Origin of the sequence: Klebsiella sp. DY2415, from assembly GCF_026314315.1 — a bacterium.
Taxonomy (GTDB): Bacteria; Pseudomonadota; Gammaproteobacteria; order Enterobacterales; family Enterobacteriaceae; genus Klebsiella; species Klebsiella ornithinolytica.
In genome coordinates this window covers 3,737,234-3,755,404 of sequence record NZ_CP111115.1, presented here as the reverse complement: position 1 = coordinate 3,755,404, position 18,171 = coordinate 3,737,234, and the positions used below count along the sequence as shown (strand labels likewise).

General features: G+C 56.2%; 20 protein-coding genes. 18 read left to right on the top strand and 2 right to left on the bottom strand.

The window, feature by feature from the left end; all coding sequences use genetic code 11:
• Window position 1: 1 nt before the first annotated feature.
• From OQV00_RS17850 to OQV00_RS17810, 9 genes are all read left to right on the top strand, one after another.
• Window positions 2-1,084 (top strand): phage tail protein, encoded by a 1,083-nt coding sequence (locus OQV00_RS17850; protein ID WP_117119540.1) that lies wholly within the window; start codon window positions 2-4, stop codon window positions 1,082-1,084.
• A gap of 136 nt (window positions 1,085-1,220) precedes the next feature.
• Entirely contained in the window at window positions 1,221-2,393 is a 1,173-nt protein-coding gene (locus OQV00_RS17845; protein WP_054828952.1) for a phage tail sheath protein, read from the top strand.
• 10 nt (window positions 2,394-2,403) lie between these two features.
• Window positions 2,404-2,919 carry a phage major tail tube protein gene (locus tag OQV00_RS17840; RefSeq protein WP_054828951.1) on the top strand — a complete coding sequence of 172 codons (516 nt, stop codon included), beginning with the start codon at window positions 2,404-2,406 and terminating at the stop codon, window positions 2,917-2,919.
• Window positions 2,920-2,971: 52 nt separating this feature from the next.
• Window positions 2,972-3,262: a phage tail assembly protein gene (locus OQV00_RS17835; protein ID WP_103073239.1), complete on the top strand. Its 291-nt coding sequence runs from the start codon at window positions 2,972-2,974 to the stop codon at window positions 3,260-3,262.
• A 14-nt stretch (window positions 3,263-3,276) separates the two neighbouring features.
• Window positions 3,277-3,396, top strand: coding sequence for a GpE family phage tail protein (locus OQV00_RS17830; protein WP_054828977.1), 120 nt, complete (start codon window positions 3,277-3,279; stop codon window positions 3,394-3,396).
• Entirely contained in the window at window positions 3,389-6,019 is a 2,631-nt protein-coding gene (locus OQV00_RS17825; RefSeq protein WP_266279130.1) for a phage tail tape measure protein, read from the top strand. Before OQV00_RS17830 ends, OQV00_RS17825 begins: the two co-directional genes overlap by 8 nt.
• Window positions 6,016-6,501: a phage tail protein gene (locus OQV00_RS17820; RefSeq protein WP_054828950.1), complete on the top strand. Its 486-nt coding sequence runs from the start codon at window positions 6,016-6,018 to the stop codon at window positions 6,499-6,501. The genes OQV00_RS17825 and OQV00_RS17820 overlap by 4 nt, the downstream gene beginning before the upstream one ends.
• 5 nt (window positions 6,502-6,506) lie before the next feature.
• On the top strand, window positions 6,507-7,595 hold the full coding sequence (locus OQV00_RS17815) for a phage late control D family protein (protein ID WP_416309823.1): 1,089 nt from the start codon (window positions 6,507-6,509) through the stop codon (window positions 7,593-7,595).
• An 87-nt stretch (window positions 7,596-7,682) separates the two neighbouring features.
• Window positions 7,683-7,901, top strand: a complete 219-nt coding sequence (locus tag OQV00_RS17810) for an ogr/Delta-like zinc finger family protein (RefSeq protein WP_265679285.1) — start codon at window positions 7,683-7,685, stop codon at window positions 7,899-7,901.
• Window positions 7,902-8,121: 220 nt separating this feature from the next.
• Here the strand turns inward: OQV00_RS17810 and OQV00_RS17805 are convergent, their stop codons facing one another.
• Window positions 8,122-9,807, bottom strand: coding sequence for an aspartate:alanine antiporter (locus OQV00_RS17805; protein WP_004859941.1), 1,686 nt, complete (start codon window positions 9,805-9,807; stop codon window positions 8,122-8,124).
• 268 nt (window positions 9,808-10,075) lie between these two features.
• Here OQV00_RS17805 and OQV00_RS17800 point away from each other — a divergent pair, with 268 nt between their 5' ends.
• Entirely contained in the window at window positions 10,076-10,459 is a 384-nt protein-coding gene (locus tag OQV00_RS17800; RefSeq protein ID WP_266279124.1) for an inner membrane protein YbjM, read from the top strand.
• 6 nt (window positions 10,460-10,465) lie between these two features.
• On the opposite strand, the gene OQV00_RS17795 is transcribed toward OQV00_RS17800, so the two are convergent.
• A complete protein-coding gene (locus OQV00_RS17795; RefSeq protein WP_004859945.1) occupies window positions 10,466-10,729 on the bottom strand; it encodes a GrxA family glutaredoxin in 264 nt (87 codons plus the stop codon).
• Between the two features lie 209 nt (window positions 10,730-10,938).
• Here OQV00_RS17795 and OQV00_RS17790 point away from each other — a divergent pair, with 209 nt between their 5' ends.
• The 8 genes from OQV00_RS17790 to potI all read left to right on the top strand — a co-directional run bounded on the left by OQV00_RS17790 (window position 10,939) and on the right by potI (window position 18,104).
• Window positions 10,939-11,226 (top strand): YbjC family protein, encoded by a 288-nt coding sequence (locus OQV00_RS17790; protein ID WP_015584819.1) that lies wholly within the window; start codon window positions 10,939-10,941, stop codon window positions 11,224-11,226.
• Window positions 11,210-11,932: an oxygen-insensitive NADPH nitroreductase gene (gene nfsA / locus OQV00_RS17785; RefSeq protein ID WP_004859949.1), complete on the top strand. Its 723-nt coding sequence runs from the start codon at window positions 11,210-11,212 to the stop codon at window positions 11,930-11,932. The genes OQV00_RS17790 and nfsA overlap by 17 nt, the downstream gene beginning before the upstream one ends.
• 113 nt (window positions 11,933-12,045) lie before the next feature.
• Window positions 12,046-12,948 (top strand): 30S ribosomal protein S6--L-glutamate ligase, encoded by a 903-nt coding sequence (rimK, locus tag OQV00_RS17780; protein WP_004859950.1) that lies wholly within the window; start codon window positions 12,046-12,048, stop codon window positions 12,946-12,948.
• An 88-nt stretch (window positions 12,949-13,036) separates the two neighbouring features.
• Complete coding sequence (locus OQV00_RS17775; protein ID WP_004859952.1) at window positions 13,037-13,516, top strand: type III secretion system chaperone family protein; 480 nt, start codon at window positions 13,037-13,039, stop codon at window positions 13,514-13,516.
• Between the two features lie 348 nt (window positions 13,517-13,864).
• The gene (gene potF, locus OQV00_RS17770; protein ID WP_004859954.1) at window positions 13,865-14,977 is read left to right on the top strand and encodes a spermidine/putrescine ABC transporter substrate-binding protein PotF; all 1,113 of its coding nucleotides are present in this window, start codon (window positions 13,865-13,867) and stop codon (window positions 14,975-14,977) included.
• Between the two features lie 187 nt (window positions 14,978-15,164).
• A complete protein-coding gene (gene potG / locus OQV00_RS17765) occupies window positions 15,165-16,298 on the top strand; it encodes a putrescine ABC transporter ATP-binding subunit PotG (RefSeq protein ID WP_004859956.1) in 1,134 nt (377 codons plus the stop codon).
• A gap of 10 nt (window positions 16,299-16,308) precedes the next feature.
• Entirely contained in the window at window positions 16,309-17,262 is a 954-nt protein-coding gene (potH, locus tag OQV00_RS17760; RefSeq protein WP_004859957.1) for a putrescine ABC transporter permease PotH, read from the top strand.
• Window positions 17,259-18,104, top strand: a complete 846-nt coding sequence (potI, locus tag OQV00_RS17755) for a putrescine ABC transporter permease PotI (RefSeq protein ID WP_004859959.1) — start codon at window positions 17,259-17,261, stop codon at window positions 18,102-18,104. Before potH ends, potI begins: the two co-directional genes overlap by 4 nt.
• Window positions 18,105-18,171: the final 67 nt, after the last annotated feature.

The window sequence follows — 18,171 nt, the reverse complement described above, 5'->3', positions numbered from 1 at the left end:
TATGGCGGAAAAGAAATATTCAGCGGTTCTGACGGAGGCCGGAGAGGTTGCGCTGGCAGAAGCTGCGCTTTCTGGCCTGCCGGTTGGTTTCGCGCTGATGGGCGTCGGTGATGGTAACGGCATGCTGCCAGCAGCGTTAGCCTCTCAGGATGGCCTGATTAACGAACGATACCGGGCGCCGATTAACCGCCTGGCTATCGCTGATAACTCCGCAAGCGTCATCCGTGCAGAAATGATTATTCCGCCGCAGGTTGGCGGATTCTGGTTAAGAGAAGCCGCTCTGTATGATGATGATGGTGTGTGTCTGGCCGTGGCCAGCGTACCGGAATCGTACAAACCCCAGCTTGCCGAGGGGTCGGGGCGTCTGCATGCCCTGAACCTGTGGATTAAGGTCAGCAATACGGCTGATGTGAAAATCACTGCTGACCTGTCGCTGGTCATGGCAAGCGCTGAAGATGTAGAGAAAGCCAAAAATGAAGCGAAAGATTATGCCGATAAGGTCGTCGGAGACCTCGAAACAAATATTCAGCAGGCTATCGCTGATGCGGTTAAATCGGCGGTGAGTAATGCGTGGGAACTGGATAACCCCGTCGGCACCACGCGGTTTTTTAGTCAGAACCTCAATCCCAATGAGCGCTGGCCCTGGTCTCAATGGGTGTACACAGGAGAAAACAAAACGATTCGCGTCGGCAAAGCTGACGGCTCGGACGTCGGGAAAACCGGCGGCAGCGATACCGTCACACTCCAGCGGGGCAATCTGCCAGCTGTACAGATTGATGTGAGCGGAGAAACCAGTGAGTTAGCGGGACAAGAGCTGACAACCAGGGGGGCTGGACGGCATAAACACAAAGGCGGGATGCTCGCCCCGGGTGAGGTCTGGGATGATAATTATGTTGTCGGTTCGGATAACGACAGCCGCCGCACCCGAAATTACACGGATGAGGCGGAAGACCACGACCATATTGTCGATTTTCCTCCGCACAAACACACGACCAGCGGCAAAACCGACAACCTCGGCGAAGGTAAATCGTTCAGCGTGGTGGAAGCCCACACCCTGCTGATGTGCTGGAGCCGCGTCGCCTGAATATCCCGATAAATCAGCCCCGACAAGGGGCTTTTTTTTGTCTGCATTTGTGCCATCCACGGTACAACGGGCATCAACGGCTTGCGGGGAATGATTTCCCTACCATGGGTGAACCCCTAAACAGGAGATTCATTTCATGGCGCAAGACTATCACCACGGCGTGCGCGTTGTAGAAGTTAACGACGGCACCCGAACCATCACGACGGTGAGTACGGCGATTGTGGGCATGGTATGCACCGGCGATGATGCCGATGCGTCTATGTTTCCGCTCAATAAGCCGGTACTGCTTACCGATGTACTGACCGCCAGCGGCAAAGCGGGCGAGTCCGGCACGCTGGCCCGCTCACTGGACGCGATCGCAGACCAGGCAAAACCCGTCACCGTAGTGGTGCGTGTTGCCCAGGGCGAAACCGAAGCGGAAACCACCGCAAACATCATCGGCGGCGTGACCGCTGAGGGTAAGAAAACCGGCATGAAGGCGCTACTTTCGGCACAGTCGCAGCTGGGTGTGAAACCGCGTATTCTCGGCGTGCCGGGGCATGATACGCAGGCCGTATCTACTGAGCTGCTGAGCGTGGCGCAGAGCCTGCGGGCCTTTGCGTATATGTCAGCTTACGGCTGTAAAACCGTGGCAGAGGCGATCACCTACCGCGACAACTTCAGCCAGCGTGAAGGGATGGTGATTTGGCCTGACTTCATCAACTTTGACACGGTACTGCAGGCGGATGCGACCGCCTACGCCACCGCCCGTGCCCTTGGCCTGCGCGCCAAAATCGACGAGCAAACCGGCTGGCACAAAACCCTGTCTAACGTGGGAGTGAATGGCGTAACCGGCTTGTCTGCGGATGTGTTCTGGGATCTGCAGGACCCGGCAACCGATGCCGGACTGCTGAACCAGAACGACGTCACCACCTTGATCCGCAAGGATGGTTTCCGCTTCTGGGGTTCCCGCTGCCTGAGCGATGATCCGCTGTTCCAGTTTGAGAACTACACCCGCACCGCGCAGGTACTGGCTGACACTATGGCTGAGGGCCATATGTGGGCAGTGGACATGCCGCTTAACCCGTCGCTGGCCCGCGACATTATCGAAGGCATTCGCGCCAAAATGCGCAGCCTGGTGAATCAGGGCTACCTCATCGGCGGTGATTGCTGGATTGATGACAGCGTTAACGACAAAGACACCCTGAAGGCCGGGAAGCTCTGGATCGACTACGACTACACGCCAGTGCCGCCACTGGAAAACCTGATGCTGCGCCAGCGCATCACTGACCGTTACCTGGTGGATTTCACCACCCGCGTAAGCGCATAAGGGGGGACCCATGGCCTTACCACGCAAACTAAAACACCTGAACATCTTCAACGCCGGTAACAGCTGGATGGGCATTGCTGAATCCGTCACCCTGCCGAAATTTTCCCGCAAGCTTGAGAACTATCGCGGCGGCGGTATGCCCGGTTCAGTCGGTATCGATCTGGGGCTGGATGATGGGGCACTGGATACGGAAATGACCATCGGCGGCACTGAGGCGCTGCTGTTTAAACAGATGGGTAAAGCCACGGTTGACGGGGTGCAGATGCGCTTCACCGGCTCTATCCAGCGCGATGACACCGGCGAGGTGCAGGCCGTTGAGCTGGTTGTACGCGGACGCCACAAAGAGGTGGATTCCGGCGAGTGGAAAACCGGCGAGAGCAACACCACCAAAGTCAGCAGCGTTAACAGCTATGCGAAGCTGACCATTAACGGCGAAGTGCTCTATGAGGTCGATGCGATCAACATGATTGAAATTGTTGACGGTGTTGACCTGATGGAAGCGCACCGTAACGCCATCGGCCTTTAATGCAGCACTGGCGCGGACTACCGCGCCAGCCACCCCAAAACAGGAAAAAAACATGAGCGAGAAAACAGTAACTCTGGATACCCCAATCAAGCGCGGCGACACCACCATTACGGAAATTGTGCTGCGTAAACCGCAGTCCGGCGCACTGCGAGGTACGCGCCTTCAGGCGGTGATGGAAATGGATGTGGCCTCTATGATGACCGTGATCCCCCGCATCTCCACGCCAGCGCTGACCCCGCAGGAAATGGCGGACCTTGACCCGGCAGACCTTTCTGCGATATCGATCGAGGTTGTCCTTTTTTTGTTGCCGAAGTCGGCGCTTGCCAGTTTGCCGACGACCTGACGGTAGAAGACCTGGTGGCGGATATCGCCACGATCTTTCACTGGCCGCCGTCCGTCACTGACGTTATGTCGCTTACAGAAGTGCTGGAGTGGCGGCACAGAGCGATAATGCGAAGCGGGGCCAGCGATGAGTGATAAAAACCTGCGCCTGCAGGTGGTTCTGAATGCGGTTGATAAACTCACCCGCCCTTTAAAAATGGCGGAGGCTGGCTCTAAGGAGCTGGCCTCCGCCGTCCGGCAGACCCGCGAACAGCTTAAACGGCTGAATGATGCGGGGGGCCAGTTAAAATCATTCGATCAGCTGTCACAGAGCCTGAGCCGGACCAGTACCGAACTGGACCAGGCGCGGCTACGTGCGCAGATGATGACCCGTGAAATGTCAGCTCTCGAATCCCCGACAAAAAAGCAGACGGCGGCGCTTGAAACGCAATGGCGGGCCGTGTCACGTCTGGAGCAAAAGCAGCAGCAGGAAACGCGACAGATGGCGGCAGCCAGGGCGGAGCTGTACCGCCTTGGCATCTCTGCGGGCGGCGGTGCCCGTGAAACGGCACGCATTACCCGCGAAACGGACCGCTATAACAAACAGCTGGCAGAGCAGGAGCGGCGCTTGCGGGATGTGGGCGAGCGCCAGCGCAAGCTGAATGCGGTCAGGGCCAAAGCGGACAAGATGCGTGACGTGCGTAACAGCCTGGCAGGGAACGGGGCCGGGATGATGGCCGCCGGGGTGACAACGGGCGCGACGCTGCTGGCGCCCATTCGCGCCTACTCGGAATCAGAGAACGCCGCTAACCAGCTGGCAGGCTCCATGATGGGGCCGGGTGGAAAGGTTGCGCCGGAGTTTCTGCAGCTGAACAAGCTGGCAATTGCCCTGGGGGATCGGCTTCCTGGCACCACGGCAGACTTTCAGAACATGATGACCATGTTACGCCGTCAGGGTATGTCTGCGCAGGTCATCCTGGGCGGGCTGGGTGAGTCGGCGGCGTATCTCGGCGTACAGCTGCAGATGGCCCCGACTGATGCCGCCGAGTTCGCTGCGAAACTGCAGGACGCCACGCAGACCACCGAAAAAGACATGATGAGCCTGATGGACGTGATCCAGCGGGGTTATTACGCGGGCGTTGACCCTGGCAATATGCTGCAGGGATTTTCAAAAATCAGCGCCGCGATGGACATTATCAAGCTCCAAGGCCTGGACGCTGCAAAAACCTTCGCGCCGCTGCTGGTCATGGCTGATCAGGCGTCGATGGCAGGGGAGTCTGCTGGTAATGCCTACCGAAAGATTTTTCAGGCCACACTGAACAATAAAAAGATTGATAAAGCAAATGATGTACTTGCAGGGACAGGTATTAAGCTGAGTTTTCAGAACAGTAAAGGCCAGTTTGCGGGGCTGGAAAACCTGTATAAGCAACTGGATAAGCTGAATAAAATTACCGACGATGGGAAAAAGCAGGCTGTTAAAGCAACCCTCTTTGGTGATGACGCGGAAACCCTGCAGGCACTGAACATCATGATCACAAAAGGGATAGCGGGCTATCGTGAAACCGCCGCCAAACTGGAGAACCAGGCGACCCTGCGTGAGCGTGTAGAAGCGTCACTTAATACCCTGGGGAATAAATGGGAAGCCGCTGGCGGCTCGTTTACTAACGCCATGGCGAGCATCGGTGAAACCGTCGCGCCGGTACTGAAAAATATTGCTGACTGGTTAGGCGATCTGGCGTCAGCTCTCGACGGGTTTGTTAAGCGTCATCCGCAATTGACAGCTGCACTTTTCAAGATTGCGGCCGTATTTGCCATCGTTGCTACTGCTGCGGGTGTGTTGTCGCTGGCGCTGGCGTCCATCCTGGGACCAATGGCAATTGTACGGGTAAGCGCCGGGGTTCTGGGCCTTAAATTTTCCTCTGCGTTTGCCCTTATCACGAAAGTGATTAGCGGTACGGGCCAGGCGATCCTGTGGCTGGGTAGATTGATGATGGCTAACCCCATACTGGCGATAATTGGCCTCATTGCGATGGGGGCCATTTACATCTGGCAGAACTGGGAAACGCTGGGGCCGAAGTTTAAAGCTCTGTGGGATGCCATCTCATCAGGCGTATCAGGGGCATGGGCTGTGATTAAGCAGACTATCAGCAATAAATGGGATGAAATTCTGAATGATGTTGCCGCGCTGCCCGCGAAGTTTAAAGAAGTGGGCGGGGCAATCATTGACGGCATCCTGAGCGGTATCAATGAGAAATGGGAGACGCTCAAGAGCAAGCTGGCATCGGTAAAAAGCTACCTGCCGGACTGGATGACCGGCGGCGACAAATCACCTGGCGCCATCCAGCAAAAAGGCGCCGGAGGATTCTTTGCGGGGATGTATGACAGTGGCGGTTATATTCCGCGCGGGCAAGTGGGCATCGCGGGAGAAAATGGCCCGGAACTGATTAACGGTCCTGCCTATGTGACCAGCCGCCGGAGGACCGCAGCGCTGGCCTCCGTTGTCGCCGGAATGATGGGGGGAGCAATGCCTGCAGAGGCTGCACCGCTTCATCCAATGAGCCTGCCGGCAGCATCATACCGCCCAGCGGCAGAGAAACCGGCAGGTACGCAGCCGGTATTCCAGTTTGAAACCCAGGCACAAATTATTATCCAGGCGCAACCAGGGCAGAGTCCGCAGGATATTGCGCGTGAGGTCGCGCGACAACTCGATGAGCGCGAGCGCCGCATGAGGGCTAAGGCCCGCAGCAGTTTCAGCGATCAAGGGGGGTACGATTCATGATGATGGTTCTGGGCTTGTTTGTGTTCCAGCTGCGCACGGTGCCTTATCAGCAGCTGCAGTATCAGCGGAACTGGCGGCACGTCACCAACAATCGCGTTAATCGCCGTCCGACAACGCAATTTTTGGGGCCAGATAACGATCAGCTGACGCTCTCCGGCGTCCTCATGCCGGAAGTGACCGGCGGCAGGTTGTCGCTGCTGGCGCTGGAGCTGATGGCGGAGCAGGGGAAAGCCTGGCCTCTTATCGAGGGGGGCGGGACCATCTACGGCATGTATGTGATTGAAAGCCTGAACCAGACGAAATCGGAATTCTTCTCCAGTGGAGAAGCGAGAAAAATTGAGTTTTCGCTTGGGCTTAAACGGGTGGATGAGTCACTCTCCGAGATGTTCGGCAGCCTGAATGACCAGCTTAGCAGTCTGCAGGACTCTGCGGCGGCAGCGGTAGGGAATATCAGAACCACGGTGGGAGGATTACTGCAGTGAGTGAGATGACTGATTTACTCAATCGGGGCAGTAAGACACCGGCCTTTCGCATCGTGATTGAGGGCAAGGATGCAACGCAGACGCTGGATAAGCGCCTGCTGAGTATGACGCTGGCCGACAACCGTGGATTTGAAGCTGACCAGCTCGATCTGGAGCTGGACGACGCGGATGGCCTGGTGATGATGCCGCGTCGTGGCGCGGTGATTTCTCTGGCGCTGGGGTGGAAAGGCGAGCCTCTGTATTCAAAAGGGAAGTTTACCGTTGATGAGATAGAGCATAGCGGCAGCCCTGACCGACTGACAATCCGTGCCCGTAGCGCGGATTTCAGGGAAACGCTGAATGTCCGCCGTGAAAAGTCCTGGCACAAAACAACGGTGGGCGAGGTGGTGAAGGAGATTGCCACACGGCACAGCCTGAAGGTTGCCATTGGCAAAGACATTGCGGCGCAGATACTGGATCACCTGGACCAGACCAACGAAAGCGACGCCAGCTTTTTGATGAAGCTGGCGCGGCAGTACGGTGCGATTGCCTCAGTGAAGGATGGTAATCTGCTGTTTATCCGGCAGGGGCAGGGGAAAACGGCAAGTGGTAAAGCGCTGCCGGTCATCACTATTACCCGCCAGGACGGTGACAGTCACCGGTTCAGCCTGGCGGACAGGGGAGCGTATACCGGGGTGATTGCTCACTGGTTGCATACGCGAGAACCGGAGAAAAAAGAAACTACCAAAGTGAAGCGCCGACGGAAGGCGACAAAACCAAAAGAGCCCGAAGCAAAGCAGGGGGATTATCTTGTCGGGACAGATGAGAACGTTCTGGTTCTGAACCGGACCTATGCCAACCGCGCTAATGCTGAACGGGCTGCAAAAATGAACTGGGAGCGGCTGCAGCGCGGTGTGGCGTCATTTTCCCTGCAGCTAGCTGAAGGCCGCGCGGATCTCTATACGGAAATGCCCGTGAAGGTCACCGGCTTTAAACAGCCCATTGATGATGCCAGCTGGACCATCACCACGTTAACGCACACGGTCAACCTGGATAGCGGATTTACGACCAGCATCGAACTGGAAGTGAAAATTGATGATTTAGTGATGGATTGAGGTTCTCAAAAGAGAACTTAAAGTTCACAATATGAAATAATGTTGTATCATTATTGCGATTTCAGGAAAAATGGTGGGGACGTAAAAATGATGATTTGCCCATTGTGTGGAAGTGCAGCCCATACTCGCAGCAGTTTCCAGGTCTCTTCAATGACCAAAGAACGTTACAACCAGTGCCAGAATATCAACTGCAGCCATACGTTCGTAACGCATGAGACTTTTGTTCGCTCAATTTCTACACCTAAAGAGTCCCATCCTGTGCAGCCTCACCCCACAAATTCAGGCCAGGCTGCGCTGGCTCTTTGAGGCTGTCGCCACTTTGTCGCCATGACTTAAAAAGAGGGTTTGTAACTCAATGATTTTAAAGGCCGTAAAATTCAGGCAACAAAAAACCCATCAACCTTGAACCAAAATGGCGGGGTTGATGGGCTCCACAAAATGGGGACATCAAAGAAAAGCAGTGGCACTACTTATGACTGATGCCCAAGAGAAAAGTTCTGCCTCTATCCATTTTTTTCTTAAATATTTACTGTAGCCCTGGCCAGATGATGACAATCAGCGTCCCCGCCAGGGTCAGCAGCACGTTGGCAATCGCATAGGTGCCCGCGTAGCCCAGCGCCGGAATGTTGCTGCGCGCGGTGTCGCTGATAATTTCCATCGCCGGGGCGCAGGTGCGCGCCCCCATCATGGCGCCAAACAACATCGCGCGGTTCATACGCAGCACATAGGCGCCAAACAAGAAGCAAATCACCACCGGCACCAGGCTGACGATCAGACCCGCCGCCAGCATCTGGCCGCCGATGGCGCCCAGGCCGTGGCCAATCCCGGCGCCGGCGCTCAGACCGACCCCGGCCATAAAGACCATCAGGCCGAACTCTTTCACCATATTGAGCGCGCCCTGCGGAATATAGCCGAAGGTCGGGTGGTTGGCGCGCAGGAAACCGAGCATAATCCCGGCAAACAGCAGCCCCGCCGCGTTACCGATACCAAAGCTGAAAGAGCTGAACTGGAAGGTGATCATGCCGATCATCAGCCCGACGATAAAGAAGGCGCAGAAGGCAAGCAGGTCGGTCACCTGGCTGTGAATGGAGATAAAGCCGATACGGTCGGCAACGGTTTTGACGCGTCGCGCATCGCCGCTGACCTGTAACACGTCGCCTTTGTTGAGCACCACGTTATCGTCGATCGGCATTTCAATCTGGCTGCGGATGACGCGGTTTAAGAAGCAGCCGTGATCGGTCAGCTTCAGCTGCGCCAGACGGCGGCCCACGGCGTTGTGGTTTTTCACCACGATCTCTTCGGTGACGATGCGCATATCCAGCAGATCGCGGTCGAAGACCTCTTTGCCGTTACGGAAGCTGGGATCAAGGCGGGCATGGGCGTCCGGATAACCCACCAGCGCGATATCATCGCCCATCTGCAGGACGGCATCGCCATCCGGGTTCGCCAGAATACCGTTACGGCGAATACGCTCAATGTAGCAGCCGGTTTGCCGATAAATCCCCAGCTCGCGCAGATTTTTACCGTCAGCCCAGGCGACCAGCTCCGGGCCGACGCGATAGGCACGGATCACCGGCAGGTAGACTTTACGTTTGGAGTCGGTATCGAGTCCGCGTTCACGCGCAATCTGCTGGGCGCTGGTTTGCAGATCCTGATGCTGCAGCTTCGGCATATAGCGCGCGCCGACGATCAGACTGACGAGACCAATCAGATAGGTCAGGGCGTAGCCCAGACTCAGGTGATCGAGGGAGAGCGCCAGCCGATCGCTGGGCAGGCCAAAGTGCCGTAGCGTATCCCCCGCACCGACCAGCACCGGCGTTGACGTCATCGCGCCTGCGAGCATCCCGGCGGTCAGGCCGATGTCCCAGCCGAACAGTTTTCCCAGCCCCATCGCCAGCAGCATCGCGCTGCCGACCATCACCAGGGCGAGCATCAGATAGTTTTTTCCGTCGCGGAAAAAAATAGAAAAAAAGTTGGGACCCGCTTCTACGCCAACGCAAAAAATAAACAGCATAAAGCCCAGATTTAGCGCATCAGTGTTAATACTGAAATGCTGCTGACCTAATAATAATGAAACCACTAAAACGCCAATAGAATTACCAAGTTGTACTGACCCGAGACGAAGTTTCCCGAGACAAAGCCCCAGGGCAAGTACAACGAATAATAACAGGATGTAATTCCCGTTTAACAAATCTGCGACGTTTATATTCACGAAAGCCAACTTCTCATTTACTAGTAAGTTGTTGAAGGAAATGGTTATTTGGTCTAAGGTTGGTCCAGTGTTCGCGTTGTCCCGAACCCTGTTCTGGCATCCCGTTATAACCAGTAAAAACAGAGCCGGTAGTTTAATCCTTCCTGGATGCTGCGGCTAGTCACAATCGTTTTTACGCCGATGGGGAGCTAAATTGGCATGGATTGCCGGAATGCTTTATCTGACTGGACGAATTGAAGTGGGTTAGAAGCAGAATCAGGAGGATATTGTGAAATCTGAGCGTGCCTGGGTGGGTATTATCTGTGGGTTCTTTCTGTTTATCGTAGTGTGTTTATTGCTGTTACTGCATATGAAAGGCGTCTTTCGGGCTACCGGTAATCCTGAGGTTGGACTGCTCTATTTTTTGCTGCCCGGTGCGGCCGCCAGCTGCCTCTCTCCGGGGCGACGCGTCATCCAGCCGCTGGTGGGGGCAATTCTGGCTACCCCCGTCTGTCTGCTGATCATGCGGATTTTTTTTGCGGCTCAGCGTACCTTCTGGCAACAGCTGGCGTGGCTGTTTAGCGCGGTGTTCTGGTGCGCGCTGGGCGCGCTGTGCTTTCTGTTTATCTGCGCCTGGCTGGATACCAGACGCAATCATTCGTCAGAGAAATGAGTCGGCTCAGGCAAACAGACCGAGATTCTCTTTCGCCCAGGCTTCAAAATCAGTGCAGCCGCCGATATGTTTTTGATCGACAAAAATCTGCGGAACGGTCTCAACCGGTTTGCCTACGGTCTTTTCCAGGTCGCTCTTGCTGATGCCTTCGGCGTGAATATCAACGTAGCGGTAGTTGAAGTCATCGCGTTCATTGGTCAGTTTCTCTGCCAGCTCTTTGGCGCGAACACAATACGGGCAACCAGGACGACCAAAAATAACGGTAAACATACTTTCTCTCCTTAAATCTCAGCCGGATGGCGAATGACCGCTATGATGACGCGTTATGCCGGCGAGGAAAAGAAGGTTCTGCCTTTTTCTTCGATGGTTTAAGGCTATGTTTGATAAATGTCTTCGTGGTTAAATCATTATACTGTGTCTGCCGCGCGCGATTAGCCAGGAGAGCGCGCGAATAATATTGACTGGAGGAGAGCTGAGCTATGCGATCGCCTGCCGTTTTGCCGAAAAGCGTTCTGGTGGTAGAGATCATCGGGATTGCGCTGTTGACCCTCGCCTGGCTCTCGCTCAATCAGTACCTGCAGCTGCCGGCGCCGTTTTCCAGCCCGACGGCGGCGATGCTGATGATCTTTTCCGGGATCCTGCTGATGCTCCCGGCCGCGATAGCATTAATGTGGCGAATGGCCAGGATCGTCGCGCCGCAGCTGACTCACACTCCAAAACCAACTTCTTCATCAGACAGAGAAAAACAAGATGACGCCGACCATTGATCTGCTGCGTAGCCACCGCTCCATCCGCCACTTCACCGATGCGCCGATCGGCGACGAACAGCGCGAAGCTATTATCGCCAGCGCGCAGGGGGCCTCGAGCTCGAGCTTTTTACAATGCAGCTCTATTATTCGCGTCACCGATCCTCAGCTTCGTCAGCAGCTGGTCACGATGAGCGGCGGCCAGCAGCACGTGGCGCGCGCGGCGGAATTCTGGGTATTTTGCGCCGACTTTAACCGTCTGCTGCAAATCTGTCCGGATGCCCGGCTCGGGCTGGCCGAACAGCTGCTGCTGGGGGCGGTGGATACCGCAATGATGGCGCAAAATGCGCTGGTTGCCGCCGAATCCCTGGGCCTCGGCGGCGTCTATATCGGTGGGATCCGCAATAGCATTGAAGAGGTGACCGAACTGCTGAAACTGCCACAGCACGTCCTGCCGCTGTTTGGTCTGTGTCTGGGATGGCCTGCCGATAACCCTGAGGTGAAGCCGCGTATGCCCGCCGCTATGCTGGTGCATGAAAATGCGTACCAGCCGGTGGATGAGGCAGTGCTGGCGCAATATGATGAGCAGATGGCGCAATACTACCTGTCGCGCGGCAGCAACACCCGCCGTGATACCTGGAGCGACCATATTCGCCGCACTATCATTAAAGAAAGTCGCCCGTTTATTCTCGAATATCTGCATAAGCAGGGGTGGGCAACGCGCTGATTGCGTGTACACTGCTGCCTGCTTTCCGCCCCGCCATTTGGTGCACCGGGCGGTCGTGGCGCAATTAACATATTGCAGGCCCGCCGGAGCGGGCCTTGTTGCAGAGGTGCAGGGTGAAAATTGCTATATTATCCCGGGATGGAACGCTTTATTCATGTCGTCGCCTGCGCGAAGCCGCGCAAAAACGCGGCCACCAGGTGGAAATCCTCGATCCGCTTTCCTGCTATATGAACGTGAGTCCGGTGGCCTCATCGATTCACTATAAAGGACGTCAGCTCCCGCATTTCGATGCCGTGATCCCGCGCATTGGTTCGGCGATTACCTATTACGGGACCGCTGCCCTTCGTCAGTTTGAACTGCTCGGCAGCTATCCGCTCAATGAATCGGTGGCGATAACCCGCGCCCGCGACAAGCTGCGCTCGCTGCAGCTGCTGGCGCGGCAGGGCATCGATCTGCCGCTGACCGGGATCGCGCACTCTCCGGATGATACCAGCGACCTGATTGCCATGGTCGGCGGCGCGCCGCTGGTGGTCAAACTGGTGGAAGGGACGCAGGGCATCGGGGTGGTGCTGGCGGAGACCCGCCAGGCGGCAGAGAGCGTGATCGACGCTTTCCGCGGCCTGAATGCGCATATTCTGGTTCAGGAGTATATCGCCGAGGCGAAAGGGCGGGATGTCCGCTGCCTGGTCGTGGGTAATGAAGTGGTGGCGGCGATCGAGCGGCGGGCGAAAGAGGGCGATTTCCGCTCTAACCTGCACCGCGGCGGTGTGGCGACGGTGGCCACGATCAGCGATCAGGAACGTGAGATGGCCATCAGGGCGGCGCAAACCCTGGGGCTGGATGTCGCCGGGGTGGATATCCTTCGCGCGACCCGTGGGCCGCTGGTCATGGAAGTGAACGCCTCTCCGGGTCTGGAGGGCATTGAAACGACCACCGGAATTGATATTGCCGGGCGCATGATCGCCTGGATTGAGCGTCAGGCCACGCCAGAATTTTGTCTGAAAATGGGCGGATAACCGGCGCGGGCGACACTTTCATGGTATGCGCTGCGTTTTTTGCGTAAGCTATGGCGTCGTTTTTCTACAGTAAGAGGTCACAGGTCATATGGATTCACTGGTCGTTCCGGGTCTGGATACGCTACGTCACTGGCTCGATGAGTTAGGCATCAACTTCTTTGAGTGTGATTCCTGCCAGGCCTTGCATCTGCCGCATATGCAGAATTTCGACGGCATTTTTGATGCGAAGCTCGATCTGGTGGATAACGTCGTGCTCTTTTCTGCTCTGGCGGAAGTGAAGCCTTCGGCGCTGCTCGGGCTTTCCGCAGATCTTTCGGCAATTAACGCCAGTTCGTTGACCGTCAAAGCCTTCCTCGATATTCAGGATGACAATCTGCCTAAACTGGTGGTGTGTCAGGCGCTATCCGTTGGCGTCGGCATTACCGTCGAACAGTTTGGCTGGTTCTTCCGTCAGAGCGAAGAGCAGATCTCTATGGTTATCCTCGAAGCAGCCGCCAACCAGGTGCTCTATAAAGCCGAAGAAGAAGAGTACGTCGCTGAAGATATTCAGCACCATTTTCTTCACTAAGCCTGTCGATGAATAGCGCAGCCACTGCCATAGCGGCTGCGTATTACGTGCTTTTATTCTGCATTTAACCTTCCCTTAAAGAATTTTTCACCGCCATTCAGCCGCTTTTGGCTTATCACGTAGACCGTTACTGCATAAAAAATTGATAAAAGGCGTTATTTTACCTGGGCTATAGCCTCTTATTCTGGCTACAGTTATTCTGACGATGCTTCCAGTTGCGGGCAACCATTCCGGGAGAGGTCCTCTCTCCTTTTCTTAGGCAATGAGAAAATATGCATGATTATTGCATGCAGACAAGTGCGTATATTAAGCCCGCTTGTTAACGGGCATTGAGAAGGAAAAAGAGATATGACCGCCTTTGGTAAAAAATGGTTAACAGGTCTGGTTACGGGTGCGTTGATGGCCGTCTCTGCCGGTTCACTCGCCGCTGAACAAAAAACCCTGCATGTTTATAACTGGTCTGATTATATTGCGCCGGATACGGTGGCAAATTTTGAAAAAGAGACCGGCATTAAAGTGGTGTACGACGTTTTTGATTCCAACGAAGTGCTGGAAGGCAAATTAATGGCGGGCAGCACCGGCTTTGACCTGGTGGTCCCGTCCGCCAGCTTCCTTGAACGTCAGCTGGCGGCGGGTGTCTTCCAGCCGCTGGACAAGAGCAAGCTGCCAAACTGGAAGAATCTTGACCCGGAAGTCCTCAAGCTGGTCGCCAAACACGACCCGGATAACAAGTACGCGATGCCGTATCTGTGGGCGACCACCGGCATTGGCTATAACGTCGATAAAGTGAAAGCCGTACTCGGTAAAGATGCGCCGCTGAATAGCTGGGATCTGGTACTTAAGCCGGAGAACCTTGAAAAACTGAAAAGCTGCGGCGTCTCCTTCCTCGATGCACCGGAAGAGATTTTTGCCACCGTCCTGAACTATCTGGGCAAAGATCCGAACAGCACAAAAGCCGATGATTACACCGGTCCGGCGACCGACCTGCTGCTGAAACTGCGGCCGAATATCCGCTACTTCCACTCCTCGCAATATATTAACGACCTTGCTAACGGCGATATCTGCGTCGCCATCGGCTGGGCTGGCGACGTCTGGCAGGCGGCGAACCGGGCAAAAGAAGCCAAGAACGGTGTGAACGTCTCCTACTTCATTCCAAAAGAGGGGGCGCTGGCGTTCTTTGATGTCTTCGCGATGCCGGCGGATGCGAAAAACAAAGATGAGGCTTATCAGTTCCTTAACTATCTGATGCGCCCGGAAGTGATCGCCAAAATCAGCGATCAGGTGTACTACGCTAACGGCAACAAAGCCTCCACGCCGCTGGTGAGCGAAACCATCCGTAATAACCCGGCTATCTACCCGCCGGCCGATGTGTTCGCCAAACTGTTCACCCTGAAGGTGCAGGATCCGAAAATCGACCGCGTACGCACGCGTGCGTGGACGAAAGTCAAAAGCGGGAAATAAAACCTGATGGCCCGGTTCACCGGGCCTGAAAAGGTCTGACCCGGCCGGGTGGTTGCTCCACGCGGCCGGGCAACAAACGGATTAAAGTGCAGCGAAAACATGCACCAGGATGGTGCACCTGCACTGTAAAGTTCAATGTATGGCAACCGGGCCATACGGTGGTAGTTTTTTGCCGGAGAGCACCTGAGTGAACGACGCAATTCCCCGCCCACAAGCGAAAACCCCCAAAGCGCTGACCCCGCTGCTGGAAATCCGTAATCTGACGAAGTCTTTCGACGGGCAGCACGCCGTCGATGACGTCAACCTCACGATTTATAAAGGTGAAATCTTCGCACTGCTGGGCGCATCCGGCTGCGGCAAATCGACGCTGCTGCGTATGCTGGCCGGCTTTGAGGAGCCGACGGCCGGGCAAATTATGCTCGATGGCGTTGACCTGTCGCGCGTACCGCCCTATCAGCGGCCGATCAATATGATGTTCCAGTCCTACGCGCTGTTCCCCCATATGACGGTGGAGCAGAACATTGCCTTTGGGCTGAAGCAGGACAAGCTGCCGAAAGCCGAAATCGCCAGCCGGGTGCAGGAGATGCTGGCGCTGGTGCATATGCAGGAGTTCGCCAAACGTAAACCGCATCAGCTTTCCGGCGGTCAGCGTCAGCGCGTGGCGCTGGCCCGTAGCCTGGCGAAACGACCAAAACTGCTGCTGTTGGATGAGCCGATGGGCGCGCTGGATAAAAAGCTCCGTGACCGCATGCAGCTGGAAGTGGTGGATATCCTCGAACGCGTGGGGGCCACCTGCGTCATGGTGACCCACGATCAGGAAGAGGCGATGACCATGGCGGGACGTATCGCCATTATGAACCGCGGGAAGTTCGTGCAAATCGGCGAGCCGGAGGAGATCTACGAGCATCCGACAACCCGCTACAGTGCGGAATTTATCGGCTCGGTCAACGTGTTTGAAGGGGTGGTAAAAGATCGTCTGGAAGATGGTCTGGTGCTGAGCTCGCCGGGGCTGACGCACCCGCTGAAAGTCGATCCTGATGCGTCCGTTATCGATAATGTGCCGGTGTGGGTCGCTCTGCGCCCGGAAAAAATCATGCTCTGCGATGAGCCGCCGGCGGATGGCTACAACTTTGCGGTAGGAGAGGTGATCTATATCGCCTATCTCGGCGATCTGTCTATCTACCACGTACGCCTCAAAAGCGGGCAGATGATCAGCGCCCAGCTGCAGAACGAACATCGTCATCGTAAAGGTACGCCAACCTGGGGTGATGAAGTGCGTTTGTGCTGGGATGCCGACAGCTGCGTTGTTCTGACGGTGTAAGGAGAGGGCGATGAGTGTATTACAACCACCGGCCGGGGTGAAGAAAACGGGCGGTTTTGCCCAATGGCTCACGCGGTTGCAGATGGCGCATGGGCGCAAGCTGGTGATTGCGCTGCCCTATCTGTGGCTGATCCTGCTGTTTCTGCTGCCGTTCCTGATCGTCTTTAAAATCAGCCTGGCGGAGATGGCGAGGGCGATCCCGCCCTACACCGATCTGTGGGAGTGGGCGGACGGCCAGCTCACGCTGACGCTGAACCTCGGCAACTTCCTGCAGCTGACCGACGATCCGCTCTATTTCGAAGCCTATCTGCAGTCGCTGCAGGTGGCGGGGATTTCGACGTTCTGCTGCCTGCTGCTGGGCTATCCGCTGGCATGGGCGGTGGCGCACAGCAAACCGTCCACGCGAAATATTCTGCTGCTGCTGGTGATCCTGCCATCGTGGACCTCATTCCTGATCCGCGTTTATGCGTGGATGGGGCTGCTGAAAAGCAACGGCGTGTTGAATAACTTCCTGCTGTGGCTGGGGGTCATCGACCAGCCGCTGGAGATCCTGCATACCAACCTGGCGGTCTATATCGGCATTGTTTACGCCTATCTGCCGTTTATGGTGCTGCCCATTTATACCGCGCTGACGCGGATCGACTACTCGCTGGTGGAAGCGTCGCTGGATCTGGGCGCCCGGCCGCTGAAAACCTTCTTCCAGGTGATCGTCCCGTTGACCAAAGGCGGGATTATCGCCGGTTCGATGCTGGTTTTTATCCCGGCGGTTGGGGAGTTCGTGATCCCGGAACTGCTGGGCGGTCCGGACAGTATTATGATCGGGCGGGTCCTGTGGCAGGAGTTCTTTAATAACCGCGACTGGCCGGTCGCCTCGGCGGTGGCCATCGTGATGCTGCTCCTGCTGATCGTGCCGATTATGTGGTTCCACAAACATCAGCAAAAACAGATGGGGGATCATGGATGAACGATTTGCCGGTAGTCCGTTCGCCGTGGCGAATTTTAATTCTCGTACTCGGCTTTACCTTTTTATATGCACCGATGCTAATGCTGGTGATTTACTCATTCAACAGCTCGAAGCTGGTGACGGTGTGGGCGGGGTGGTCGACGCGCTGGTACAGCGAATTGTTCCATGATGATGCGATGATGAGCGCCGTCGGGCTGAGTCTGACCATCGCGACCTGTGCGGCGACGGCGGCGGCGATTCTGGGGACGATTGCCGCGGTCGTGATGGTGCGCTTTGGTCGCTTTCGGGGATCAAACGGCTTTGCCTTTATGATTACGGCGCCGCTGGTGATGCCGGATGTCATTACCGGGCTGTCGCTGCTGCTGCTGTTTGTGGCGCTCGGGCATGCCATCGGCTGGCCGTCGGATCGCGGCATGTTGACCATTTGGCTGGCGCACGTGACCTTCTGTACTGCCTACGTGGCGGTGGTGATCTCGTCGCGGCTGCGTGAACTGGACCACTCGATTGAGGAGGCGGCGATGGATTTAGGCGCGCCGCCGCTGAAGGTCTTTTTCATCATTACGCTGCCGATGATCATGCCGGCGGTTATCTCCGGCTGGCTGCTGGCGTTTACCTTATCGCTGGACGATCTGGTCATCGCCAGCTTTGTTTCCGGCCCGGGCGCCACCACCTTGCCGATGCTGGTCTTCTCCAGCGTGCGTATGGGGGTGAACCCGGAAATCAACGCCCTGGCAACCTTAATCCTCGGCGTAGTCGGCATTGTTGGTTTTATCGCCTGGTATTTGATGGCGCGCGCAGAAAAGCAGCGGGTGCGCGATATCCAGCGTGCAAGACGGAGCTGAAGCCCCTAAAATCTACGGTAAAACTGGTATCGGCGTCGCGATAGTGCGACGCCGTTTTCATGGAAGA